Origin of the sequence: Amycolatopsis iheyensis (assembly GCF_024703995.1) — a bacterium.
Taxonomy (GTDB): domain Bacteria; phylum Actinomycetota; class Actinomycetes; order Mycobacteriales; family Pseudonocardiaceae; genus Amycolatopsis; species Amycolatopsis iheyensis.
This window is the reverse complement of the sequence record NZ_JAMXQV010000018.1, coordinates 76790-100389: the sequence shown is the minus strand read 5'-3', so window position 1 is coordinate 100389 and position 23600 is coordinate 76790. Positions and strand designations below refer to the sequence as shown.

Annotated in this window: 20 protein-coding genes; 15 read left to right on the top strand and 5 right to left on the bottom strand. The window is 70.2% G+C overall.

What is annotated here, in order from left to right; translation table 11 throughout:
- Window positions 1-27: 27 nt before the first annotated feature.
- Complete coding sequence (locus tag M8542_RS30890; protein ID WP_257923801.1) at window positions 28-240, top strand: KTSC domain-containing protein; 213 nt, start codon at window positions 28-30, stop codon at window positions 238-240.
- Here the strand turns inward: M8542_RS30890 and efeB are convergent.
- Genes efeB through efeU form a run of 3 tightly spaced genes read right to left on the bottom strand, consistent with a single transcriptional unit; the run spans window position 237 to window position 3480 of the window.
- Window positions 237-1496, bottom strand: a complete 1260-nt coding sequence (gene efeB, locus M8542_RS30885; RefSeq protein WP_257923800.1) for an iron uptake transporter deferrochelatase/peroxidase subunit — start codon at window positions 1494-1496, stop codon at window positions 237-239. The two genes, M8542_RS30890 and efeB, sit on opposite strands and share 4 nt — an antisense overlap.
- Complete coding sequence (gene efeO, locus M8542_RS30880; RefSeq protein ID WP_257923799.1) at window positions 1493-2638, bottom strand: iron uptake system protein EfeO; 1146 nt, start codon at window positions 2636-2638, stop codon at window positions 1493-1495. Before efeO ends, efeB begins: the two co-directional genes overlap by 4 nt.
- Window positions 2635-3480 carry an iron uptake transporter permease EfeU gene (gene efeU, locus M8542_RS30875; RefSeq protein WP_257923798.1) on the bottom strand — a complete coding sequence of 282 codons (846 nt, stop codon included), beginning with the start codon at window positions 3478-3480 and terminating at the stop codon, window positions 2635-2637. The genes efeO and efeU overlap by 4 nt, the downstream gene beginning before the upstream one ends.
- A 370-nt stretch (window positions 3481-3850) precedes the next feature.
- Here efeU and M8542_RS30870 point away from each other — a divergent pair, with 370 nt between their 5' ends.
- Window positions 3851-4597: a lytic murein transglycosylase gene (locus M8542_RS30870; RefSeq protein ID WP_257923906.1), complete on the top strand. Its 747-nt coding sequence runs from the start codon at window positions 3851-3853 to the stop codon at window positions 4595-4597.
- Between the two features lie 217 nt (window positions 4598-4814).
- On the opposite strand, the gene M8542_RS30865 is transcribed toward M8542_RS30870, so the two are convergent.
- Entirely contained in the window at window positions 4815-5219 is a 405-nt protein-coding gene (locus M8542_RS30865; protein WP_257923797.1) for a tetratricopeptide repeat protein, read from the bottom strand.
- Between the two features lie 72 nt (window positions 5220-5291).
- On the opposite strand from M8542_RS30865, the gene M8542_RS30860 reads away from it, so the two are divergent.
- The 12 genes from M8542_RS30860 (at window position 5292) to M8542_RS30805 (ending at window position 18425) form a co-directional block, all read left to right on the top strand.
- Window positions 5292-5753, top strand: coding sequence for a VOC family protein (locus M8542_RS30860; RefSeq protein WP_257923796.1), 462 nt, complete (start codon window positions 5292-5294; stop codon window positions 5751-5753).
- A gap of 60 nt (window positions 5754-5813) precedes the next feature.
- Window positions 5814-7100, top strand: coding sequence for a phosphopyruvate hydratase (gene eno / locus M8542_RS30855; RefSeq protein ID WP_086865093.1), 1287 nt, complete (start codon window positions 5814-5816; stop codon window positions 7098-7100).
- Between the two features lie 250 nt (window positions 7101-7350).
- Window positions 7351-7713: an FtsB family cell division protein gene (locus tag M8542_RS30850; protein WP_257923905.1), complete on the top strand. Its 363-nt coding sequence runs from the start codon at window positions 7351-7353 to the stop codon at window positions 7711-7713.
- Window positions 7714-7828: 115 nt separating this feature from the next.
- Entirely contained in the window at window positions 7829-8338 is a 510-nt protein-coding gene (locus M8542_RS30845) for a DUF501 domain-containing protein (RefSeq protein ID WP_257923795.1), read from the top strand.
- A gap of 149 nt (window positions 8339-8487) precedes the next feature.
- Window positions 8488-9660, top strand: a complete 1173-nt coding sequence (locus M8542_RS30840) for a lytic transglycosylase domain-containing protein (protein ID WP_257923794.1) — start codon at window positions 8488-8490, stop codon at window positions 9658-9660.
- Between the two features lie 9 nt (window positions 9661-9669).
- On the top strand, window positions 9670-10623 hold the full coding sequence (locus M8542_RS30835; protein ID WP_257923793.1) for a Ppx/GppA phosphatase family protein: 954 nt from the start codon (window positions 9670-9672) through the stop codon (window positions 10621-10623).
- A gap of 339 nt (window positions 10624-10962) precedes the next feature.
- Window positions 10963-12588, top strand: coding sequence for a peptide ABC transporter substrate-binding protein (locus tag M8542_RS30830; RefSeq protein ID WP_257923792.1), 1626 nt, complete (start codon window positions 10963-10965; stop codon window positions 12586-12588).
- Between the two features lie 105 nt (window positions 12589-12693).
- A complete protein-coding gene (locus M8542_RS30825) occupies window positions 12694-13623 on the top strand; it encodes an ABC transporter permease (protein ID WP_257923791.1) in 930 nt (309 codons plus the stop codon).
- The gene (locus tag M8542_RS30820; RefSeq protein WP_257923790.1) at window positions 13616-14569 is read left to right on the top strand and encodes an ABC transporter permease; all 954 of its coding nucleotides are present in this window, start codon (window positions 13616-13618) and stop codon (window positions 14567-14569) included. Before M8542_RS30825 ends, M8542_RS30820 begins: the two co-directional genes overlap by 8 nt.
- Window positions 14570-14680: 111 nt before the next feature.
- Window positions 14681-15640 carry an ABC transporter ATP-binding protein gene (locus M8542_RS30815; protein WP_257923904.1) on the top strand — a complete coding sequence of 320 codons (960 nt, stop codon included), beginning with the start codon at window positions 14681-14683 and terminating at the stop codon, window positions 15638-15640.
- Window positions 15633-16631 carry an ABC transporter ATP-binding protein gene (locus tag M8542_RS30810; protein ID WP_257923789.1) on the top strand — a complete coding sequence of 333 codons (999 nt, stop codon included), beginning with the start codon at window positions 15633-15635 and terminating at the stop codon, window positions 16629-16631. Before M8542_RS30815 ends, M8542_RS30810 begins: the two co-directional genes overlap by 8 nt.
- Before the next feature lie 105 nt (window positions 16632-16736).
- Window positions 16737-18425 carry a S8 family serine peptidase gene (locus M8542_RS30805; RefSeq protein ID WP_257923903.1) on the top strand — a complete coding sequence of 563 codons (1689 nt, stop codon included), beginning with the start codon at window positions 16737-16739 and terminating at the stop codon, window positions 18423-18425.
- A 53-nt stretch (window positions 18426-18478) separates the two neighbouring features.
- Here M8542_RS30805 and M8542_RS30800 read toward each other — a convergent pair whose 3' ends face one another.
- The gene (locus M8542_RS30800; RefSeq protein ID WP_257923788.1) at window positions 18479-19069 is read right to left on the bottom strand and encodes a hypothetical protein; all 591 of its coding nucleotides are present in this window, start codon (window positions 19067-19069) and stop codon (window positions 18479-18481) included.
- A 273-nt stretch (window positions 19070-19342) separates the two neighbouring features.
- Between M8542_RS30800 and M8542_RS30795 the strand changes: the two genes are divergently transcribed.
- On the top strand, window positions 19343-23548 hold the full coding sequence (locus M8542_RS30795; RefSeq protein ID WP_257923787.1) for a polymorphic toxin-type HINT domain-containing protein: 4206 nt from the start codon (window positions 19343-19345) through the stop codon (window positions 23546-23548).
- The last annotated feature ends 52 nt before the right edge of the window (window positions 23549-23600 follow it).

The following is a 23600-nucleotide window of genomic DNA, read 5'->3' as shown; positions in this document are numbered from 1 at the left end:
GCTTTAGGCAAGGGGATACTGGGTGACATGCGTCGCCACGCCGTCAGCTCCTCGACCATCGCGTCGATCGGCTACGCCCGGGAGGAGCACCTCCTGGAGATCGAGTTCCGGAACGGCAGCGTCTACCGGTACCGGCTGGTGCCGGAGTCCGTGCACCGGGAGCTGATGGCGGCGGAGAGCCAGGGCCGGTTCTTCAACCGGAAGATCCGCGACGTGTACCCGACCGAGCAGGTGGACTAGGCGAAGAGCCCTTCGCCCCAGTAACCGGTCGGCGAGACACCCGGCGGCACGGCGAAGTGCGCCGACCCCGTGTGCTGGACGTACTCCATCATCGCGTCCTTCGACGACAGCGCCTGCTGCATCGGCACGTACTGCTTCCGCGTGTCCCGGTTGAACGCCAGGAAGAACAGTCCCGCTTCGAGGTGCCCGACACCATCCGAACCGTCGACGAAGTTGTAGCCGCGGCGCAGGATCCGCACACCGTTCAGCGCCTGGTGCGAGGCCAGCCGGACGTGGGCGTCCTCGGCGATCACCTTCTCGCCGCCCGCGCCGCCGACGTCCAGGTCCAGCTCGTCGAACTCCGCGGTCTGGCCCAGCGGGGCGCCGGTGCCCTTCGTGCGGCCGATGATCTGCTGCTGGCCGTCGAGGGTTTCGCGGTCCCACGTCTCGATGTGCATGCGGATCCGGCGGGCCACCAGGTACGAGCCGCCGGCCATCCAGGCCGGGCCGTCACCCCGCTCCGCCCACACCTGGTCGCGCAGGAAGTCGGTGTCCTCGGACTTGATGTTGTTCGTGCCGTCCTTGAAGCCGAACAGGTTCCGCGGTGTCGCTTGCGTCCGCGACGTCGACGAGCTGCGGCCGAAGCCCAGCTGCGACCAGCGGACCTCGGTGACGCCGAAGCCGAGCCGCACCAGGTTGCGGACCGCGTGCACCGCCACCTGCGGGTCGTTCGCGCAGGCCTGGATGCACAGGTCGCCGCCGCCGCGGGCCGGGTCGAGCTTGTCCTTCGGGAACAGCGGCAGGTCGATCAGCTGCGGCGGCCGCTTGCCCGCCAGCCCGAACCGGCCGTCGAACAGCGACGGCCCGAAGCCGATGGTCAGCGTCAGCTGCGACGCCGGCAGGTCGAGCGCCTCGCCGGTGTCGCCGGGCGGCGCGTACTGGCCGCTGCCCAGCGCACCGTTCGCGACGGCTTCCTGGCCCGCTGTCATCCGGCGGGCCGCGTCGGTCCACGTCTTCAGCAGCTGCCGCAGCTTCTCCGGGTCCTTCGTGGTGACGTCGAGGGCCGCGAAGTGCAGGTTCGCCTGTGCCGGCGTGACGATCCCGGCCTGGTGCTCGCCGTGGAAGTCGACGGTGGTCACCGCCGCTTCGGCGTTGCCGGTCGTCGCCTTGTCGATGCCGATCCCGGCGGCGGCCCCCGCCCCGGCGAGCGCGACACCCGCGCCCGCCAGGCCGAACAGCTTCCGCCGGGAAACCCGCGTGCCCTCGGTCGACGTCACTTCGAAACGACCTCCGCAACCTTGCTCAGCGGCTCGCTCAGCGCGTCGACGGCCGAGGCGAACTCCTTGATCTGGTCCTGGGACAGGTCGGTGTAGAGCTTGAAGCCGTCCCCGGAGCGCGTCTTGTCCAGCAGGCCCTGCACGTTCGCGAACTCCTTGTCCAAAGTGGACACCAGGGCGGCGTCGCGCTGCTGCAGCAGCGGGCGCAGCGAGGCGATCGCGCCCTTCGAACCGTCCACGTTGGCCTGGAAGTCCCAGAGGTCGGTGTGCGAGAAGGTCTCCTCCTCGCCGGTGATCTTGCCGGTGGCGACCTCGTCGAGCAGGCCCTTGGCGCCGTTCGCCAGGTCGAGCGCGGTCAGCTCGAGCGTCTTGGACTTCGCGACCAGGTCCTTGACGTCGGTCAGCAGCTTGTCCGCGATCTTCGGGCTGTCGGCCTGCAGGCCGGTGACGAACAGGTCCTTCTCGAGCCGGTGGAAGCCGGTGAACGCCTGGCCCGGCTCGAGGTCGGCCTCGCGGACGTCGATGGCCGGGTCGAGGTCGCCGAACTTCTCGGCGACCGGCTCGATGCGCTCGTAGTAGATGCGGGTGCGCGCGTACGCGGCCTTCGCCTCGTCGACCTTGCCCGCCTTGACGAGGTCGACGAACTTGCCCGTCTCCTCTTCGAGGGCGGCGGTGTTGTTCGCGACGTAGTCGGCGTAGCTCTTGGTGGCCTGGGCCTTCTGCGCGTTGGCGTCGCTCTGCTTCGCCGCGCCGCCGGTGACGGTGAACTCGCCGCGGATGCCGGTGCCGGCCATGCCCGGCTTGCACGCGGTCTGGTACTTGCCGGCGTCGGCGACCTCGACGATCAGCCGCCGGTTGAGCCCGGGCGCGATGTTCTCGACCTCGCCCATGATCCGGTCGCCCTCGGCGTAGAGGTAGAACTCGGTGACCTTGCTGCCCTTGTTGGTGATCTCGAAGGTCACGTTGCCCGCGTTGGCGGTGTTGACCGAGACGTCGCACGCGGTGTCGGAGGCCGCCACCTTGATCGGGCCGCCGTCCGCCGCCGCACCGGCGGTGTCGCTCTTGCTGTCACAGGCGGACAGCGACACCAGGGTGGCGACGCCGGCCAGCACGGCCAGCGGGGTGGTTCTGCGCACGGTCACTCCTTCGAGGCGGCCGCGGCGGCGGGCGCCGGCGCGGTCTTCTTGCTGGGCTTGAGGAACAGGGGCAGCACGATGACGACGTAGGCGACCCACGCGACGGCCTGCAGCACGGTCGTCTGCTGCGAGTAGTTGAAGATGCCCTTGAGCAGGGCGCCGTACCAGGACGTCTCGGGCAGCGTGTTCGAGGCGTCGAAGGCGAGGGTGCCGATGCCCGGCAGGAACGCGGCCTCCTGCAGGTCGTGCAGGCCGTAGCCGAGCACGCCCGCGGCGACGAACACGAGCAGGACGCCGGTGATCGTGAAGAACTTGCCCAGGTTGAACCGCACCGCGCCCTTGTAGAGCAGCCAGGCGAGCACCACGGCGGCCGCGATGCCGATGGCGAAGCCGATCAGCGGCTGCACGGTGTCCGACTGCGCGGTCTGGACGGCGGAGTAGAAGAACACCGCGGTCTCCAGGCCTTCGCGCCCCACCGCGAGGAACGACAGCAGCAGCACGGCCATCGGGCCGACGTCCAGCGCGTCGTCCATCTTGCCGCGCAGCTCGGCGGCGATGCTCTTCGACGCCTTGCGCATCCAGAAGATCATCGCCGTGACGAACACGACCGCGACGATCGACAGGCTCCCGCCGAGCAGCTCCTGGTGCTCGAACGACAGCTGGGCGGTGGTGTAGGTGAGGATCGCGCCGACGGCCACCGACAGCAGCACCGCGGCGCCGACCCCGGGCCACACCCAGCGCAGGGCGTGCCGCCGGTCGGTCTTCACGAGGAACGCCACCAGGATGCTCACGACCAGCGCGGCTTCCAGGCCTTCGCGCAGCCCGATCAGCGCGCTCGAGAACAACACCGGTTCCGCCTCCCTGAGTTCGTCGGCCTCCAGGAAGTTTTTAGGTAAGGCTCACCTGTAAGTCCAGCGAGCTCACTTCGGCTCGAAACGATGCAATCGGACAAATGGGACTCGGCTGTCAGGTTAGGTTAGGGTAACCGCAGGTCAGGGCCTTGCGCGTCGACTCGATAACGAATTCTGTGACGTCGCTGGCAGCAGAGCGGTTTTTACCCTCCGCTTGCCTGGTCAGGCGGTCGAGGGTCCCTCTTGAGTGGCTCCGTAACCTGATCGGGTGGCCGAAACCGCTCAGCCGACCGTCACGCCTCCTTCGACGTCCTCGGGCGGCCCGCCCCGGCGGTACCTCGGCCGGGTGGCCCTCGCGCTGGGACTCGTGCTCACCGGCGTGATCCTGGTCGTCACGATCGGCGTCCGGAACCCGGACGAGCCGGCCGCGCCCCCGCCCGCGCAGCCGGCGCTGGCGATCCCGGAGCAGCGCCCGCAGCCGGGCGCCGAGTCACCGCGCGCGGGGCTGGCCGCGCCGGTCGACCGCCCGGCGGTGTCGGACCAGGCGGAGCTGGACGCGTGGGCGACGCGCGTCGCGGGCAAGACGCACATCCCGGCGCGGGTGCTGGCCGCGTACGGGCGGGCGGAAATGTGGATGCAGCGCCAGAAGCCGACCTGCCACCTCTCGTGGGCGACGCTGGCGGGCATCGGCCGGGTGGAGACGGCCCGCGGCGACTTCGACCTGTCGGCGGTGGCCGCGAACGGCCGCGTGGTGAAGCCGGTGGTCGGCCCGCCGCTCGACGGCTCCCCGGGGGTCGCGGCGGTCCACGACACGGACGCGGGCAAGCTCGACGGCGACAAGTCGTGGGACCACGCGATCGGCCCGATGCAGTTCCTGCCCTCGACGTGGAAGAAGTACCAGGAGCGGGCCAACGGCGACGGCGGCGCGCCGGACCCGCAGAACGTGGACGACGCGGCGTTCACGGCGGCGCGGTTCCTGTGTTCCGGTGGGGATGATCTGGGGACGCCGGCCGGGTGGTGGCGGGCGATCCTGTTCTACAACCCGGGCGTGCCGTACGGCCAGGACGTGTTCAGCGCGGCGGACGCGTACGCCGAGGCGAGCGTCGCGCCTTAGAGCTCGCGGTCCGCGAAGAACGGCGTGACGGCCATCAGCACCAGCAGCAGCAAGCCGGCGTACGCACCCAGTGTCGCGAGAATCGACATTTCCGGTTCCTCCCTGTTTCGGTCTGGAACCAGCTTCGCCGGTCGCGGGGGTCGGGCGGATCGGCCGAGGGGCCCGGCCTCCTCGGCCGAAAGTCTGACCCCGGGCAGGCCGATCGGCCCTGGCCACGTCAGGGTTCGCGCAGGGCGATGCGGGCCTTGACCTCGTTGATCGCCTCGAGGTACTCCGGCACCGGGTTCATCGCCGCCGCCATGCGCATCTGGGCCAGCGCCTCCACGAAGCGGCCGAGACGCTCCAGGGTGCGGCCCAGGATGAACCTCGCGTAGTGGTCCGTCGGGTCCAGTTCGAGCACCCGGATGAACGCCTGCTCGGCCCGGCGCAGCTGGGCGGAGTGGAAGTACGCGCGGCCGGCCAGCAGGTGCACCGACGGCTTGTCCGTTTCGGACTCGATCAGGGGCTGCAACGCTTTCAGCGCGTCGAGCGGACGACGGCGGACGACCAGGTCTTCGGCCTGACGGAAGGCATGGAACCCCGACTCCTCGGGAGGCTGCGAAGCAGCTGCGGCGTCCGTCATGGTCACTCCCACGTTACCTCGGAAGAGGGGCTAGCACACGCCGCCGAACGGGACGTGGTGGACTGTTCCGCCATGAGCAGCCCGTACCGGGGCCTGGCGCCCTACCTCTACTACGCCGACGCCACCGCGGCGCTCGCCTGGCTGACCAGGGTCTTCGGGTTCACCGAGGAGGTCCGGTTCTGCGACGGGGCCGGCGAAGTGTTCCAGGCGACCCTCTGCGCCGGTGCCGCGAAGGTCCAGATCGCCGGCGTCGGCGACGACTACTGGCAGGCCAAAGGGGTCGACGGCCCGGTCGGCCAGCTCAACATCCTCTACGTCGACGACGTGGACGACGTCTACGAACGCGTCAGGACGGCCCTCAACGAGGAGGGTGAGCTGGAGCCGCCGCAGGACCAGCCCTACGGCGCCCGCGTCTTCACCGTCGCCGATCTCGGGGGCAACAGCTGGACGTTCTGGCAGCAGACGTCCGACGACGTCGAGCTGCCGCCGGGCTGGCAGGCCGTCCGCGCGGGCGGTGAGTCCTCCAACGGGTGAACTGCCGCGGCGGCTAGGCTGGGCGCGTCATCGCAGGACAAACGCACCGAGGAGCATGGCGTGGCTCTCATCGAGCAGGTAGGCGCGCGCGAGATTCTGGACTCGCGTGGCAACCCGACGGTCGAGGTGGAGGTGGCCCTCGACGACGGCACGCTGGCGCGGGCCGCGGTCCCGTCGGGTGCCTCGACCGGTGAGCACGAGGCCGTCGAGCTCCGCGACGGCGACACCGGCCGCTACAACGGCAAGGGCGTCGAGCGCGCGGTCGCCGCGGTGCTCGACGAGATCGGCCCCGAGATGGTCGGCATCGAAGCCGTCGACCAGCGGATCGTCGACCAGAAGCTGGTGGACCTCGACGGCACGCCGGCGAAGTCCCGCCTCGGCGCGAACGCCATCCTCGGTGTTTCGCTGGCCGTCGCGAAGGCCGCCGCCGAGTCGGCCGAGCTGGAGCTGTTCCGCTACCTGGGCGGGCCGAACGCGCACGTGCTGCCGGTGCCGATGCTGAACATCCTCAACGGCGGTTCGCACGCGGACAGCAACGTCGACGTCCAGGAGTTCATGATCGCGCCGATCGGTGCGGAGACCTTCCGCGAGGCCCTGCGCTGGGGCGCCGAGGTCTACCACTCGCTGAAGTCGGTGCTGAAGGGCCGCGGCCTCTCGACCGGTCTCGGCGACGAAGGCGGCTTCGCGCCGAACCTGGCGAACAACCGCGAGGCGCTCGACCTGATCCTCCAGGCCATCGAGAAGGCCGGCTACACCCCGGGCCGCGACGTCGCGCTGGCCCTCGACGTCGCCGCGACGGAGTTCTTCGCCGACGGCGCGTACACCTTCGAAGGCAGCAAGAAGAGCGCCGAGCAGATGTCGGCCTACTACGCCGAACTGCTGCGCGACTACCCGCTGGTGTCCATCGAGGACCCGCTGAGCGAGGACGACTGGGACGGCTGGGTCACCCTGACCGCCGAGGTCGGCGAGAAGGTCCAGATCGTCGGCGACGACCTGTTCGTCACCAACCCGGACCGGCTCGAGGAGGGCATCACCCGCCGCGCGGCCAACGCGCTGCTGGTGAAGGTCAACCAGATCGGCACCCTGTCCGAGACGCTCGACGCGATCTCGCTGGCCACGTCGTTCGGCTACAAGTCGATGATGAGCCACCGCTCCGGCGAGACCGAGGACACGTTCATCGCGGACCTGGCGGTCGCCACCGGCGTCGGCCAGATCAAGACCGGCGCCCCGGCCCGCGGCGAGCGGATCGCCAAGTACAACCAGCTGCTGCGCATCGAGGAGACCCTCGGCGACGCCGCCCGGTACGCCGGCGAGCTGGCCTTCCCGCGGTTCAGCGCCGAGGGCTGAGCCCGCGATGGCGGACCGGGGGAGGACAACGCGCAACCGCCGAGGCGGCGGGGCTTCGCGGGCCGGTGGGTCCACGCGGGCCCGCCGCCCCGAAGCGGCGCGCGCGGGAAACCAGGGCTCCCGGCCGCCCCGGCCCACGGACGGCTCGGCGGCCGCGCGGCGGCGCACCGGCGACGCGGACACCACCCGGGCCCGGCTTCGCCGGAGCCTGGCCGCGAAGCGCGCGTCGGGGGCGGCGAAGGTGCTCGGCATGTCCACCACCCGCCGCGCGGCGGTGGTGGCGATCGTGGTGTGCGCGCTGGCGTTCACCATCGCCGTGCCGTTGCGGACCTACCTCGCCCAGCGCACCGAGGTCCGCGAACAGCAGGCGCAGCAGGCCCAGCTGCAGCAGGAGGTCGCTCAGCTCCAGGGCCGCAAGGCGGAGCTGAGCGACCCCGCCCAGATCGAGGCCGAAGCCCGGCGGCGGCTGCGGTACGTCAAGCCGGGCGAGACGCCCTACATCGTCCAGCTGCCCGAGGACAAGGCCCAGGACGCGGCCCCGCCGACCGGCCAGCAGCAGGTCGCGGGCGGCTCCTGGTACGAGAACCTCTGGAACCAGGTCTCCGGCGGCTGAGCCCCCAGCGCCACTTTCATAGGGAAAGTGCCGCTTCGGGGGGCCGGGCGCGGAGCTTTCGTAGGGAAAGTGGCGGGGTGTGAGGGAGAGCCGGGGCACGCTCTAACCTTGAGCTGTGGACAGCACGCAGCAGCACCGGTTCGAGCCCGTCGCCGACGCCGACCGCGAGATCATCGCGGAGCAGCTCGGACGGCCGCCGCGGGCGCTGCGGGCGATCGCCGCGCGGTGCCCGAGCGGGCACCCGTCGGTGGTGCAGACCAGCCCGCGCCTGGAGAACGGCACGCCGTTCCCGACCCTCTACTACCTCACCTGCCCGAAGCTGAACTCGATGATCGGCACGATCGAGGCGTCCGGGATCATGAAGGAGATGACCGAGCGGCTCACCACCGATCCCGAGCTCGCCGCGCAGTACCAGCGCACCCACGAGACCTACCTCGCCGAGCGCGACGCGATCGAGCCGCTCGGCCACCAGGTCACCGCCGGGGGCATGCCCGGCCGCGTCAAGTGCCTGCACGTGCACGTCGCCCACTCGCTCGCCGTCGGTCCCGGGGTGAATCCGTTCGGTGACGAGACGCTGGAGCTCCTTAAGGCGAACGGGTGGCCCACGGGGGACTGTGCCGAGTAACGCTCGCGCGTCGTAAACAGATAACTGGGCTGGGTGAGCGAAAACCCCCGTCCGGCGAGATCCAGACTCCCGAAGGGGTGAAACCGGGCCCCGGGTACGGCAGGCTGTCACCCGAGGGTGGATCGATCCGGCCAGGAGGGCTTCGAGCTATGCGCGTGCGGCGACTGCCAGACGCAGTCGGGAGCCACACCCGAAGATTCGGGATCCGCCACCGCACGGCGTACCCGCTGGTCATCGGCATCTTCGCGGTGATCCCGGCGCTGCTCGCCGGTGGCGTGACGCTCGCCTGGCTCGGCGGCAGCGGTGACCACACCCGCGACGCCGCCCTCGGCCAGGGCTACGACCCCGGCCACGCCGCCATCCAGCAGATCGCCGTCGACGGCACCCTCCCCGGCGCCCCCACCCCGCTGCCGCTGCCGGCCTACGAGCTCCCCGACGGCCCCCTCGGCATCCCGGCCACCGCGCTCGCCGCGTACAAGAACGCCGCCGACATCCTCGGCCGCGAGCAGCCCGCCTGCCACATCGACTGGGCGCTGATCGCCAGCATCGGCCGGATCGAGTCCAACCACGCGCGCGGTGGGTACGTCGACGCGAACGGGACCACCCGCGAGCCGATCCTCGGCCCGGAGCTCAACGGCCAGGGCGCGTTCGCCGCGATCCCGGACACCGACCACGGCGAGCTCGACACGGACCCGGTCTGGGACCGCGCGGTCGGCCCGACGCAGTTCATCCCGGCGACCTGGCGCGGGTACGCCTCCGACGGCAACGGCGACGGCAAGTCCGACCCGAACAACATCTTCGACGCGGCGCTGGCGACCGGCCGCTACCTCTGTTCCGGCGGCTTCGACCTCTCGAACCCGGACCAGCTGCGCGGCGCGATCTACCGCTACAACAACTCCGACACGTACGTGAACACGGTGATCCTGTGGGCGGAGGCCTACCGCAACGGGATCATGCAGGTGCCCGACAGCACCGTGCCGATCGGCGCGCCGAACGCGGCGGCGCTCCCCGCGCCACCGGCGATCCCGCCCCCGCCGGTCCCGGCGACCACGCCGCCGGCACCCACGACCACGCCGACCAAGCCGGGCTCGACCTCGACCGGTCCGACCACCTCGAAGCCGGCCTGCCCCGCGCCGACCACGACGGTCACGACCACGACCGAAACGTCGACGACGACCACCCCGCCCCCGACGACGACCGGAACCGGCGAGACCACACCGAACCCGACGACCACGCCGCCGCCCCCGACGTGCGGGACGATCACCTCGGTGACCACGACCACCACGACCACGACCGTCGGGACGACCACACCCGCCGGTTAGGGTGGGCGCATGCCTCGTGTTGCCGCGATCGACTGTGGGACCAACTCCATCCGCCTGCTCGTCGCCGAGCTGACGCCGCGCCACGACGGCACGGTCGACCTGCGCGACCTGCACCGCGAGATGCGGATCGTCCGGCTCGGCCAGGGTGTCGACGCCACCGGGCAGCTGGCTCCCGAAGCCATCGAGCGCACGAGGGCCGCGCTGGCCGACTACACGATCGCCGCGCGGCGCAAGGGCGTCGAGAAGGTGCGGATGGTCGCCACCTCCGCCACGCGCGACGCGAAGAACCGCGATGAGTTTTTCCGCATGACGCGCGAGACGCTCGGCGTCGAGGCCGAGGTGATCAGCGGCGACGAGGAAGCCCGCTTGAGCTTCACCGGCGCGGTCGGCGAGCAGGATCCGGACGACGGCCCGTTCGTGATGGCCGACGTCGGCGGCGGCTCGACCGAGCTGGTGCTGGGCACGTGGGACGGCCGGCAGGCCGAGGTGCTCGCGGCGAAGTCCGTCGACATCGGCTGCGTCCGCATCACCGAGCGCGCGCTCAAGAGCGACCCGCCGACGGCTGAGGAGATCGCCGCCGCCCGCGACCTGGCCGGCAAGGTGCTCACGGAGGCGTTCGACGTCGTCGACGTCGCCCGCGCGCGGACCTGGGTCGGGGTCGCCGGCACGGTGACCACGCTCTCGGCGATCGCGCAGGGGCTGCCGGAGTACGACCGTGAGCGCGTCCACCTGTCGAAGCTGTCGACGGCGGACATCGACCGCCTCGCGACGCGCCTGCTCGCCGAGGACCACGCGACCCGCGCGGCGAACCCGGTGATCCACCCGGGCCGGGTGGACGTGATCGGCGGCGGCGCGGTGGTGGTCCAGACCCTGGCGGAGCAGCTCGCGACCCGGGGCGGCCCGACGGAGCTGGTGGTCAGCGAACACGACATCCTCGACGGCATCGCCCTAGCCCTGGCCTGACCCGCCACCCGGCCCTCGCCCGCGTGTAGTGAATGACTCATTCATGTCGTCCGACGACATGAATGAGTCATTCACTACGTGGGAGCCGCGTGCCCCGCGCCCGACCGACCGTTCGGCCGCCCGAAAGGGCTTGCGCCGCAACGGAACCGAGGGTGAGCGCGCGATGACCAGCAGTCCGCGCTGGGCCTTCCGGCCTATCCGGTTTCCAACGTTGGTTGTACTCCAACCAGGTGATGCCGACGACCGTCACACATTTGCAACACCGCAGTCCTGTGATCGGCTTCACCGCCCCCGATAGCGTGCGTCTCACCTTTCGGACGTCACGGAGATGGAGGGGACATGCGTCGTTCGCGCAGGCTCTGGGGACCCACGGTGGTGATGACTTCGCTGGCGCTCGTGCTGGCCGCGTGCGGTGGCGGGTCGGGCAGCTCCGCGGGCGCCGGCGGGACGGACCCGGACGGCACGGTCAGCGTCTACGGCACCGAACCGCAGAACGCGCTGGTCCCGACCAACACCAACGAGCTGGGCGGCACCAAGGCCGTCCAGCCGATGTTCGCCGCGCTGGTCGGCTTCAAGGGAGCGGACGCACAGCCGTTCAACCTGATGGCCGACTCGATCACGACGACCGACTCCAAGGTCTTCGACATCAAGATCAAGCAGGGCTGGAAGTTCCACGACGGCACCGAGGTGAAGGCGCACAACTTCATCGACGCCTGGAACTACGGCGCCTACGCCCCGAACGGGCAGCTCAACACGGACTTCTTCTCGAACATCCAGGGGTACAAGGACGTCCACCCGGAGGACAAGAACGCCAAGCCGGCCACGGACAAGATGTCCGGGCTGGTCGCCAAGGGCGACTACGAGTTCCAGGTGACGCTCGACGCGCCGTTCTCGGTGTTCTCGATCAAGATCGGGTACACCGCGTTCGCGCCGCTGCCCGACTCGTTCTTCAAGGACCCCAAGGCCTTCGAACAGCACCCGATCGGCAACGGCCCGCTGAAGTTCGTCTCGCGGACGCCGAACCAGGACATCAAGCTCACCCGCTTCGACGACTACAAGGGTGACGACAAGGTCAAGTTCAAGAACCTCGACATCAAGATCTACTCCAGCCAGGAGACCGCCTACCAGGACCTGCTGAGCGGGCGGGTCGACTTCATGGAGGCGCTGCCGCCGTCGGCGGTCGCGGGCGGCAAGTACAAGAACGACCTCGGTGACCGCCTGGTCACCGGCCACCTGCTCGGGATCAGCACCATCGCCGTGCCGTACTACGTGCCCGGCTACAACAACCTCGAGCTGCGCAAGGCCATCTCGTTGGCGATCGACCGCGCGCAGATCACCAAGACCGTCATGAACGACACCTACGTGCCCGCGGACGGCTACATCTCGCAGGGCATCCCGGGTGCGCGGCCCGGCGTCTGCCAGTTCTGCAAGTTCGACCCGGCGGCGGCCAAGGAGGCCTTCGCGAAGTCCGGCTTCAAGGGCAAGCTGACGATCGCGTCCAACGCCGACGGTGGCCGCAAGGAACCGCTGGTCGCGGCGTGCAACAGCATCAAGAACACCCTCGGCGTCGAGTGCGACTTCGTGCCGGCGACCGACTTCGGCCAGTGGCGCAGCATCGTCAACGGCAAGAAGCTGACCGGGATGGGTCGCTCGGACTGGTCCGCGGACTACCCGTCCATCGAGGACTTCCTCAACCCGATCTACAAGACCGGCGGGTCGTCGAACGACTCCAGCTACTCGAACCCGCAGGTCGACTCGATCCTCGCGCAGGCGGACGCCACCGCCGACAAGGACGCGGCGGTCAAGCTGTACCAGCAGGCCGAGGACCTGATCGCGAAGGACCTGCCGTCGATCCCGGTGTGGGACGAGATGGGTGTCGCGGCGAAGTCGAAGAACCTCAAGGCCGCGGCCCTCGACTTCCGGCGCATGCCGGACTACTCGTCGATCGAGGTCCTGAAGAAGTAGTGACGCGCTGACCTGCCGCACCCCCCCCCCCGCGGTGGTGTGTTTTGGGGGCGTTAAACCCCGCCCTAAACACTCACGACGGCCGGCGCGCACTAGGAACTCGTCATGATCCGCTACGTCCTGCGACGGCTGCTTCAGCTGATCCCGGTGTTCTTCGGGACCACTTTCCTGATCTACGTCCTCGTCTGGGCCGTGCCCGGCGACCCGTTCTCCGGCAAGTGCGGGCAGACCGCGTGCCCGCCGGCCTACATCGCCCAGATGACCGAGAAGTTCCACCTGAACGACAATCTGTTCGTCCAGTACTTCAAGTACCTCGGGAGCCTGTTCACCGGCGACTGGGGTGAGACCTTCAACGGCACGTCCGTCGGCGAGCTGATCGGCAACTCGTACCCGATCACCCTGCGCCTGGCCGTGATCGCGGTGGTCATCGAGGCGGTCATCGGCCTCACCGCCGGCGTGCTGACCGGCCTGCGCGGCAAGGGTTTCCTCGACAACCTCGTGCTGGTCTCGACCACCTTCCTGATCTCCCTGCCGGTGTTCGTCACGGCGATCGTGCTGCAGCTCGCGCTGGGCGGCAACGGCCTCGGCCTGATCGAGGCGAGCGTCTCGGACGACCCGACCATCGGCGAGCTGATCGTGCCCGGCATCGCGCTCGGCAGCCTGTCCATGGCCTACGTCGCCCGGCTGTCGAGAACGAGCATCGCCGAAAACCGCCACGCCGACTACGTGCGGACGGCGATCGCGAAGGGCCAGCCGCAGAGCCGCGTCGTCGGCGTCCACCTGCTGCGCAACTCGGTGATCCCAGTGCTCACCTTCCTCGGCACCGACCTCGGCGCCCTGATGGGCGGCGCGATCGTCACCGAAGGCGTGTTCAACATCAACGGCCTGGGCGGGCTCATCTTCCGCGGCATCCAGAACCGGGAGAGCGCGACCGTCGTCGGCGTCGTCGTCTTGCTGGTGCTGGTGTACCTGCTGATGAGCCTGATCGTCGACCTGCTCTACGCCGTTCTCGACCCGAGGATCCGCTATGACTGACCCGAACCTGGTGGGCGGCGGCGGGGCCGACGCGGCCGAGCTCTCCCGCGTCGACGACTCCGCCACCGGCCCGCAGAAACCCCGCAGCCTGTGGAGCGACGCGTGGCGCCAGCTGCGGCGCAAGCCGGCGTTCGTCGCCTCGGCGGTGATCATCGCGCTGATCGTGCTGATCGCGATCGCGCCCGGCTTGTTCAGCTCGCGCGACGCCGGCTTCAGCGATCTGGCCCACGCCAACGAAGGCCCGTCCGCGGACGCCTGGTTCGGCTACGACAACCAGGGCGCCGACGTCTACGCCCGCACGATCTACGGCGCCCGCGCGTCGCTGCTGGTCGGCGTGTTCGCGACGCTGCTGACCGTCCTGATCGGCTCGATCGTCGGCATCCTCGCCGGCTACTACGGCCGGATCGTCGACAGCATCCTGTCGCGCTTCGGCGACATCTTCGCGGGCCTGCCGTTCGTGCTCGGCGCGATCGTCATCCTGACGACGTTCAACGCGCCGGGCTCGAACCCGGGCGCCGTCACGATCATCGTCCAGGTGGTCTGCTCGATCGCGGTGCTGAGCTGGCCGGTGGCCATGCGGATCATGCGCTCGGCGACGCTGGTGGCCAAGCAGCTCGACTACGTCAAGGCCGCGCGCGGCCTCGGCGCGAGCACCCCGCGGATCATCTTCCGGCACCTGCTGCCGAACACGCTCGCGCCGGTGCTGGTGTACGCCACCATCGCGCTCGGCGCGTTCATCGGCGCCGAAGCGACGCTCGCCTACCTCGGCATCGGCGTGCGCCCGCCGGTGATCTCGTGGGGCGTGATGATCAGCGACTCGCGGGACTACTTCCGCAACGACCCGCACATGCTGCTGTTCCCCGGCGCCTTCGTCACCCTGACCGTGCTGGCCTTCGTGATGCTGGGTGACGGCATCCGCGACGCGCTCGATCCGAAGTCGAGGTAGATTCCTTTGTCCGACACATATTCTTTGGGGGGTCCAGGGGGGCTTGCCCCCCGGCCGGGGTCTGGGGCTAGGCCCCAGGCAGACGCTGAACTCCTCCTCGAAGTCGAAGACCTGCACGTCGAGTTCCGGACGTCCGACGGCGTGGCCAACGTGCTCAACGGCGTCGGTTATTCGGTGCACGCGGGCGAAACCCTGGCCGTGCTGGGCGAGTCCGGCTCCGGGAAGAGCGTCACCGCGCAGACCGTGATGGGCATCCTCGACATGCCGCCCGGCGTGATCACCGGCGGTGCCGTGCGCTGGCGCGGCGAAGACCTGCTGACCGCGTCCGACGAACGCCGTCGCGAAGTGCGCGGCAGCGAGATCGCGATGATCTTCCAGGACGCGCTCTCGGCGCTGAACCCGGTGTTCACCGTGGGCTTCCAGATCGAGGAACAACTGCGCGTGCGGCTCGGCATGTCCAAAAAGGACGCCCGGAAGCGGGCGATCGAGCTGCTCGACATCGTCCGCATCCCGGCCGCCGAACGCCGGATCAAGGACTACCCGCACCAGTTCTCCGGCGGCATGCGCCAGCGCGCGATGATCGCGATGTCGCTGGCGCTCGACCCGGACCTGCTCATCGCCGACGAGCCGACCACCGCCCTCGACGTCACCGTGCAGGCCCAGATCATGGACCTCCTGGCGGAGATCCAGGCGGAACGCAAGATGGGCCTGGTGCTCATCACGCACGACCTGGGTGTGGTCGCCGAAGTCGCCGACCGGATCGCGGTGATGTACGCGGGCCGGATCGTCGAGCAGGCCGACGTCGTCGAGCTGTTTCGCGCACCGGCCCACCCCTACACCGCGGCGCTGATGGACTCCCTGCCCCGGCTCGACCTCAAAGGACAGACGCTGGAAACCATCAAGGGCCTGCCGCCGAGCCTTCTGGACATCCCGCCCGGCTGCGCGTTCCACCCGCGGTGCAAGCGTGCCGAGGACCGTTGTTCGACCGAAGTGCCACCACCGCACGGCATCGGCTTCGGCCGCACCAGCGCGTGCCACTTCGCCGAAGAGGTGGTGAACTCCCGTGCCTGAGCCCATTCTCTCGGTCACCGACCTGAAGAAGCACTTCCCGGTGCGCACCGGAATCCTGTTCAAGCGCACGATCGGCCAGGTCAAGGCCGTCGACGGCGTCTCGTTCGACCTGATGCCCGGTGAGACGCTCGGCGTCGTCGGCGAGTCCGGCTGCGGCAAGTCCACGCTGGCCCAGGTCCTCATGCGGCTCGAAGAACCGACCGCAGGCAGCGCGAAGTTCGAAGGCCGCGACATCTTTTCGATGAAGGGCAACGAACTCCGGAAGCTGCGGCGCGAGATCCAGATCGTGCTGCAGGACCCGTACACGTCGTTGAACCCGCGGATGACCGTCGGCGACATCATCGGCGAGCCGTTCGAGATCCACCCCGAGGTGGCGCCGAAGGGGTCGCGTGCGGGCAAGGTGCGGGAGCTGCTCGACGTCGTCGGGCTCAACCCCGAGCACCTCAACCGCTACCCGCACCAGTTCTCCGGCGGGCAGCGCCAGCGCATCGGCATCGCGCGGGCGCTCGCGTTGCGGCCGAAGGTGATCATCTGCGACGAGCCGGTGTCCGCATTGGACGTCTCGATCCAGGCGCAGGTGATGAACCTGCTCGGCGACCTGCAGACCGAGTTCGGGCTGTCCTATGTGTTCATCGCGCACGACCTGTCCGTGGTGCGGCACCTGTCCAACCGGGTCGCGGTGATGTACCTCGGCAAGATCGTCGAAGTCGGCACGGACGAGGAGATCTACGAACGACCGTCCCACCCGTACACCCAGGCGCTGCTGTCCGCGGTGCCGGTGGCGGACCCGGCCGTGCGCGGGCAGCGGCAGGTGATCCGGCTGGCCGGCGACGTGCCGAGCCCCCTGGATCCCCCGTCCGGGTGCCGGTTCCGCACGCGGTGCTGGAAAGCCCAGGACAAGTGCGCGACGGAGGTCCCGGAGCTGGTGCCCAGGACGGACGGGCACTTGTCAGCTTGTCACTTCGCGGAGCAGAAGTCGGTTGTTCCATAACGTACGTTTGGCCGTTGTAAGCACAATGTCCGGTCTATACGGTGCGCAGGAACCGCTTTCCCGAGGAGGAGAATCGTGAAGAGACCCAGGCTTCTCGCCGCGGCCATGGCCGTCCCGCTGTTCGGGGCGATCTCGGCCGTCGCGGTCCCGGTCGCGTCGGCGCAGCCCGCGCTGTCCGGCCCGGCGACCGAGTTCACCGTGCTCGCCAAGGACACCCAGAGCATCGGCACCGCCCAGCAGGCCATCAAGGCCGCCGGCGGCACCGTGCTCGAGACGAACACCGCCGTCGGCCTGATCAAGGCCAGCGCGCCGGCGACCGGCTTCACCGAGCGCGTGTCCACGAACCGCGCGGTGTTCGGCGCGGCCAAGGCGCAGGTCATCGGCTCGGTGCCGAAGGACGGCAAGAAGGCCAAGAACAACAACGTCGAGAAGGAAGGCCGCGGCAAGGCGGCTTCGGCCAAGAAAGCCGCCGCGGTCGGGATGGACCCGCTGGACGACCAGCTCTGGGGCCTCAAGTCCGTCCGCTCGGACCTCTCGCGCACCAAGCAGCCCGGCAGCAAGCAGGTCAAGGTCGGCATCATCGACACCGGCGTCGACGGCACGCACCCGGACATCGCGCCGAACTTCGACGAGGCCGACTCGCGCAACTTCGTCAAGGACATCCCGTTCGACGTCAACGGTGTCGAGGTCGACGGCCCGTGCGAGTTCCGCGGCTGCGTCGACCCGGTGAACCACGACGACGGCGCGCACGGCACGCACGTCGCCGGCACCATCGCCGCCGCGGCCAACGGCTTCGGCGTGTCGGGTGTCGCACCGAACGTGACGCTGGTGAACATCCGCGCCGGCCAGGACTCGGGCTACTTCTTCCTGCAGCCGACCGTCGACGCGCTGACTTACGCCGGCGACGCGGGCATCGACGTGGTCAACATGTCGTTCTACACCGACCCGTGGCTGTACAACTGCACGGCGAACCCGGCGGACTCGGCCGCCGAACAGGCCGAGCAGCGCACGATCATCGAGGCGACCCAGCGCGCGCTGAACTACGCGCACCGCAAGGGCGTCACGATGGTGGTCGCGCTGGGCAACCAGCACACCGACCTCGGCGCGCCGCAGCCGGACACCACGAGCCCGGACTACCCGGCCAACACGACGCACCCGCGCACGATCGACAACACCTCGTGCCTGAACCTGCCGGTCGAGGGCAACCACACGATCGGCGTCAGCGCGTTCGGGCCGTCGCAGGCGAAGGCGGACTACTCGAACTACGGCACCGAGCAGATCTCGGTGTCGGCCCCGGGCGGCTACTTCCGCGACGGCTTCGGCACGCCGTGGTTCCGCACGGTCGAGAACGAGATCCTCTCGACGTACCCGAAGAACGTGGGTGTGGCGGAAGGGAACATCGACGCGGCGGGCAACGTGACGCCGGCGGGTGTGGCACTGGGCGTCCAGAAGGCGACCGCGGCCGACGGCCGGGTCGGCTACTACCAGTGGCTGCAGGGCACTTCGATGGCGACACCGCACGCGACGGGCGTTTCGGCGCTGATCATTTCGCAGTACGGCAAGAAGTCCCACGGCGAGTTCGGGATGGACCCGGACAAGGTCCAGCGCGTGCTCGAGGGCACGGCGTCGGAGATCGCGTGCCCGGTCCCGCGCACGGTGGACTATCTGGACGAAGGCCGCGACGCCACGTTCACGGCGACGTGTGAAGGAAGCCCGTCGTTCAACGGCTTCTACGGCAACGGCGCAGTCGACGCGTACGCGGCCGTGACCCGCGGGTCGCAGTACCTGAAGTAGCGTTTCGCCGAAAACGGCCCACCTCCCGCGGGGAGGTGGGCCGTTTCCGTGCGTCAGGAAGCGGTTTTGAGCTCCAGCAGGGTGGTGGGATCGCCCGACGGGGTCGCGGCGACGCCGACCTGGGTGGTGCCGTCGGAGGGCACGTCGACGGTCGTGTGCACGCCGGCGTCGGTGGTCAGCGCCGCCTTGAGCTTGTGGCCTTCGCCGGGGTTGAGCCCGTCGCCGCGGATCGAGTAGACGGCCGGGATCTTGAGCGACAGCTGTCCGCTCGCGCCGAGGACGCGGAAGCAGACTTTCCCGTTGTGCGCGGGACCGACGTGCTCCGACGTCGTGACCCAGATCAGGCCGATGGTGTCCGGTCCGGTCGGGCAGGTCGCGTAGACGATGTGCCCGTCGCCGCTGACGAGCAGGACGTTGTCGGTGGCCAGGATGCGGTCGGCGCCCGGGTAGGTGTAGTCCTCGACGAGCGGGGGTTGCTGGTCGTCGGTCGCGGCGCTCGCGTTCTGCGCGGCGGCGAGCCCCAGCGTCGGCCGGCCGGTCGCGGCCGACGGCTCACCGTGCGCGAGCACCGCACCGGTCACCACGCCGGTCACGGCGAGGCTCGCGACGCCCGCCGCGAGCAGGGATCTACCCGGTAAGCGCATCTTTTCCCCTTATGTCCATTTTGTTGCGGCTGCGAAAACCGAAAATGTGCAGCACGGACCCCCGTCACGACGCCGTAAGACTATGGCACGTCGTTCGCGAGTGGCTCGTTATGAGCTGTGTCACGGCCATTCGGCCGATTGTCCGGCTCGTCGGGCTTGATCTAATCTCCGTTGCGGGCGAACGGGACCGACGTCTTCGTTCGAGTGATGGGGGAAATTCGCGTGCACTCCGAAAGACGCCGGTTTCGTGCTGCTCTGATTGTCGTCCTCGCCGTGGTGCTCGGGATCGGCGGTGTCGCGGTTCCGCAGGCGATCGCCGCTCCCGGCGCGGCTGCTTCGGACGCGGATCCCGCACCACAGCCGGAAACCGATCGCGCGAAGGTCCTGCGGCTCTGGCAGTTCGGCGGTCCGGTCACGAAGCTGGACGCCTCGCTCGCGCTGACCGGCACCGACGCCGACGTCACGCGCTTCCTGACCACGCAGTTCGACCTCGATTCCTCGATGGACCTGAACCTGCGGGTCAACCAGCTCATGAGCGCCGGCGGGCCGTCCTCGAGGAGCGCGGCGCAGCAGGCGCTGGACGCCAACACCGACGCGGCGCTGGAGACCTACCTCGACACCGGCTGGCAGACGCCGCACGGGATGGATCTGAACCTGCAGGTCAACCAGGCGATGTCCGCGGGCGGCCCCCAGCTCAAGCGGGCCGCGCAGCAGGCGCTCGACGCGAATTCGGAAGCCGCGCTGCGGACGTTCCTGACCAGCGGCTGGCAGATCCCGTTCCAGATCGACCAGAACCTCAAGGTGAACAAGGTCATGTCGGCCGGCGGCCCGGAGGTCAAGCGGGCCGCCCAGCAGGCCCTCGACGCCAACACGGTCGACGCGCTGAACCAGTTCCTGGCCATCGACCTCCCGGTCGCGCAGGCGCGGGACGCCGAGATCGATTCGCTCACCCAGCTGACGGCGACGGCGAAGGCCGCGTCGGAACAGGCCGCGAACGAGACCGCCGAGGCGAAGCGGCAAGCGGACATCGCGGTGACGGAAGCCGCGGCGGCGCAGAAAGCCGCCCAGGCGGCGAAGGACGCGGCCGCGGCCGCGCAGGGGCACGTCGAACAGGCCACCAACGCGGCGTCGCGGGCGGCGTACGCCGCGGACCAGGCAGCGATCACCGCCCGCCAAGCGGTGAACGCGGCGAACGCGGCATCGGCGGCGGCGCACACCGCCGCGGTCGCTGCGTCGCGGGCCGCGTCGGCGGCGGCGCAGGCCGGACGCGCCGCCTCGCGGGCCTACGACGCGGCCGCGCTGGCGATCGGTGACGCGGGCAAAGCCGGCGACGCCCGGCAGGCTGCCCAGGTCGCGCACGACGCGGCGTTGAGCGCGGCGACGGCGAGGGACGCGGCGCAGTCGGCTCGGACCGCCTCGCAGCAGGCCACCACCGCGGGACAACTCGCCGGTGATGCCGCGGCCCAGTCCAGGACGGCCGCGGACGCGGCCGCCGAAGCCGCGGACCGGTCGGCGGCCGCGGGCGCGGACGCGCGGCAGGCCAAGGCCGCCGCGGCGACGGCACGGGCACAGGCGGCGCGCGCGACCGCGGCGGCGAACGCCAGCCGTGAGTGGGCGCAGCAGGCGTCACAGGCCGCTTCGCAGGCGGCCGACGCGGCGGACGCGGCGGCGAACGACGCACTGCGCGCGGAGGCGGCCGCGCTGGATGCCGCCGCCCACGCCGGACACGCGTCGGACGCGGCCGCGCAGGCGACCGCACACGCGAACGCGGCCACTTCGGCGGCCAACGCCGCGGTGACCGCCTCGACCCAGGCGGCGCAGATCGCGCAGGACGCGCGCAAGGCCGACGACGACCGGATCGCCTCGGCCGGGCAGGAGCAGGACGACGCGGCGAAGGCGGCGCTGGCGGACTTCGCCGCCCGTACCGTGCCACCGCGCTGGGACCTCGACGAGGCGGCCAAGTGGGACGCCGAGACGGTCCGCTTGATCACCGAAGCGAACACCGCCGGAACGGCGCCGGCCACGGTCGTCCAGGACGCTCGCAAGGTCGCGCTGAAGCTGGCCGACACCGGGAGCTCGTGGACGAAGGCTGCCGCGCTGGCCGCGCTCGGGGCCACCGACGACGAGGCCGTCACGTTCGTGAAGAGCGGGCTGACGGCCGCGGCGGGCCAGGACAACCGCGTGGTCCTCTCGACGCTCGCCGAATCGGCGACGGCCGGCTTCCGGACCGCGGCCGCCGCCGCGGCGGCGGGGTCCGACACCGACGTCCTGAACTTCCTGCGGTCCCGCGACTACACCGGGCGCCAGGACGACGATTCCCTGCAGGTCAACCAGATCATGTCGGCGGCGAGGACCGCCGGTCGCACGGTCGTCGTGCGGGACGCGCAGCGCGCGCTGGACGCGAACTCCGGCCAGGCGCTTCGGGCGTTCATCGACACGGGTCAGTACACCGCGTTGGCGACCGACGAAGACATCGCGGTCAACCAGGTCATGTCGGCGGCGCGGGCGGCCGGCTCCCGCGAGCTGATGGCGTCGGCGCAGGCCGCCATCGACGGCCCGCCCACCCTGCGGCACGAGTTCCTCACCGTCGGGCAGCACACGGCCGCCCGCCGGGACCAGAACACGGCCGCGCACAACGCGGCGGTCGACGGCTTGGTCGCCCAGGCGGCGGCCGCGGCTTCGTCGGCCACCCACGACGCCGACGAGGCGCAGGCCGCCGCGGCCCGCGCGCGCAATGCCGCCGACGACGCCAACCGGTACGCCAGTGAGGCCGACGCCGCGGCGAAGCAAGCGGGCGTGTACGCCGACCAGGCCAGGGCGGCGGCCGACCGAGCGGCGAATTCGGCGCAGCAGGCACGTACTTCCGCCAACACGGCGGCCGCGGCGGCGAGGTCGGCGACGGCGTCCGCGGACGCGGCGGACCGGTCGGCCTCACGGGCCCAGCGCTCGGCGAATGACGCCGCCAACTACGCGTTCCAGGCGGCCAACTCGGCGAGCCGGGCCTATGACGCCGCGCGCCGTGCCGGGATGAGCGCCCAAGAAGCGGCCGAGCTGGCGAAGGGCGCGTGGGACAGCGTCGCGACCAAGGCGCAGAACGAAAAGCAGAACGTGATCAACCAGCGGACCTGGGACTGCAACTACCGCAACGCCTGGGTGGCGCAGTCGTACAGCGCCGAGGACTGCATCAAGCTGTTCAGCGGCACCCCGGAGGAACAGCAGCGCATCTACCAGCACCTGCAGGACCTGTGCCGGCAGCTCAACGAGCCGGGCACCACCGACCTCGCGAACTGCCTCGACGCCAAGAACCTGCTCAGCCCGGACTACCTGCCGGGCCCGCCGCCGACCGGCACCTCGGCGCTCTCCGAGGGGCTCTCCGGACTCGTCCTGGCCGGCTTGCTCGCGTTGATGTGCCCGGAGTGCGAGCTGGGCTCGCTGCTCAAGAACGCCGAATCGGAGCTGGGCCTGGTCAGCTCCCGGGAGATCTCCGAGGCCATGGCCCGGGCGCTGGCCAAGGGCGAGGGCATGCTGGACGTGGCGGGCGCGGAGGCGGTGATCGAACTCCAGAACCTGCGCAACCTCGAGTTCCAGACCGGCACGGAGCTCTCGAGGCTCCAACGCGACGCCGAAGCCGCGGCGCGGCCGCCGTGCCTCAACAGCTTCGCGGCGGGCACCGAGGTCCTGATGGCCGACGGGAGCCGGAAGCCCATCGAGCTCGTGCGGGCCGGCGATCTCGTCGGCAACGCCGAGCCGGACGGCACCGCCACCCAGCAGCACCCGGTGACCGCGGTGCACGTGACGGACGACGACAAGGACTTCGACGAGCTCACGGTCGGCACGTCCTCGATCACCACGACCGCGCACCACCTGGTGTGGGACGCCGGGCACCACGCCTGGACGGGCGCGGCCGGTCTCGCCGCCGGTGACCAGCTTCAGGCCCTCGGCGACGCCCGCGTCGCGGTGGCCGCGAACCGGCAGTACAGCGGCAGCGGACGGACCTACAACCTCACCGTCGACCGGTTGCACACCTACTACGTCTTCGCGGGTGACACCCCGGTGCTCGTCCACAACGACGTGTGCGGGGCCAAGACGGGAGCGATCCCGATGACGCGGAAGCCGATCTACGGTGACTACCCCGACTTCGGACAGACTTCGCTCTACGTCATCGTCGATCCGGCCGCGGGCAAGATCCTCAAGTTCGGCATCACGAACGATCCCGCCGGGCGCTACACAGTCGCCGAATACACCAACTGGGCGCGAAACTACGGCGGCCGCTACCAGATGAGCATCCTCCGGAACTTCGACACGCGCGACGACGCGCTGACGATCGAGCGCTACCTGTCGGAACGCGTCGGCGGGCCGGAAAACTACGAGGACTGGGCCCGGAGCGTGCCGAACAGCCTGCCCTGGGACCAGGTTCTCAACCAGGGGATCAGCGCCTGGCAGGCGGGGAAGATCGGCCCGAACGGCCCGATCGGATAGTGTCCCGGCAACCGAGGGAAGGGCGCTGGGAATGAGCCCGGAGGAGTTGCGG

Coding starts and splice junctions, on each gene's coding strand:
- M8542_RS30860 (WP_257923796.1), top strand. CDS start 5,292: ATGAGCAGCCCGTACCGGGGCCTGGCGCCCTACCTCTACTACGCCGAC.
- M8542_RS30865 (WP_257923797.1), bottom strand. CDS start 5,219: ATGACGGACGCCGCAGCTGCTTCGCAGCCTCCCGAGGAGTCGGGGTTC.
- M8542_RS30800 (WP_257923788.1), bottom strand. CDS start 19,069: ATGCGCTTACCGGGTAGATCCCTGCTCGCGGCGGGCGTCGCGAGCCTC.
- M8542_RS30890 (WP_257923801.1), top strand. CDS start 28: ATGCGTCGCCACGCCGTCAGCTCCTCGACCATCGCGTCGATCGGCTAC.
- M8542_RS30835 (WP_257923793.1), top strand. CDS start 9,670: ATGCCTCGTGTTGCCGCGATCGACTGTGGGACCAACTCCATCCGCCTG.
- M8542_RS30850 (WP_257923905.1), top strand. CDS start 7,351: ATGTCCACCACCCGCCGCGCGGCGGTGGTGGCGATCGTGGTGTGCGCG.
- M8542_RS30820 (WP_257923790.1), top strand. CDS start 13,616: ATGACTGACCCGAACCTGGTGGGCGGCGGCGGGGCCGACGCGGCCGAG.
- M8542_RS30825 (WP_257923791.1), top strand. CDS start 12,694: ATGATCCGCTACGTCCTGCGACGGCTGCTTCAGCTGATCCCGGTGTTC.
- M8542_RS30830 (WP_257923792.1), top strand. CDS start 10,963: ATGCGTCGTTCGCGCAGGCTCTGGGGACCCACGGTGGTGATGACTTCG.
- M8542_RS30805 (WP_257923903.1), top strand. CDS start 16,737: ATGGCCGTCCCGCTGTTCGGGGCGATCTCGGCCGTCGCGGTCCCGGTC.
- M8542_RS30840 (WP_257923794.1), top strand. CDS start 8,488: ATGCGCGTGCGGCGACTGCCAGACGCAGTCGGGAGCCACACCCGAAGA.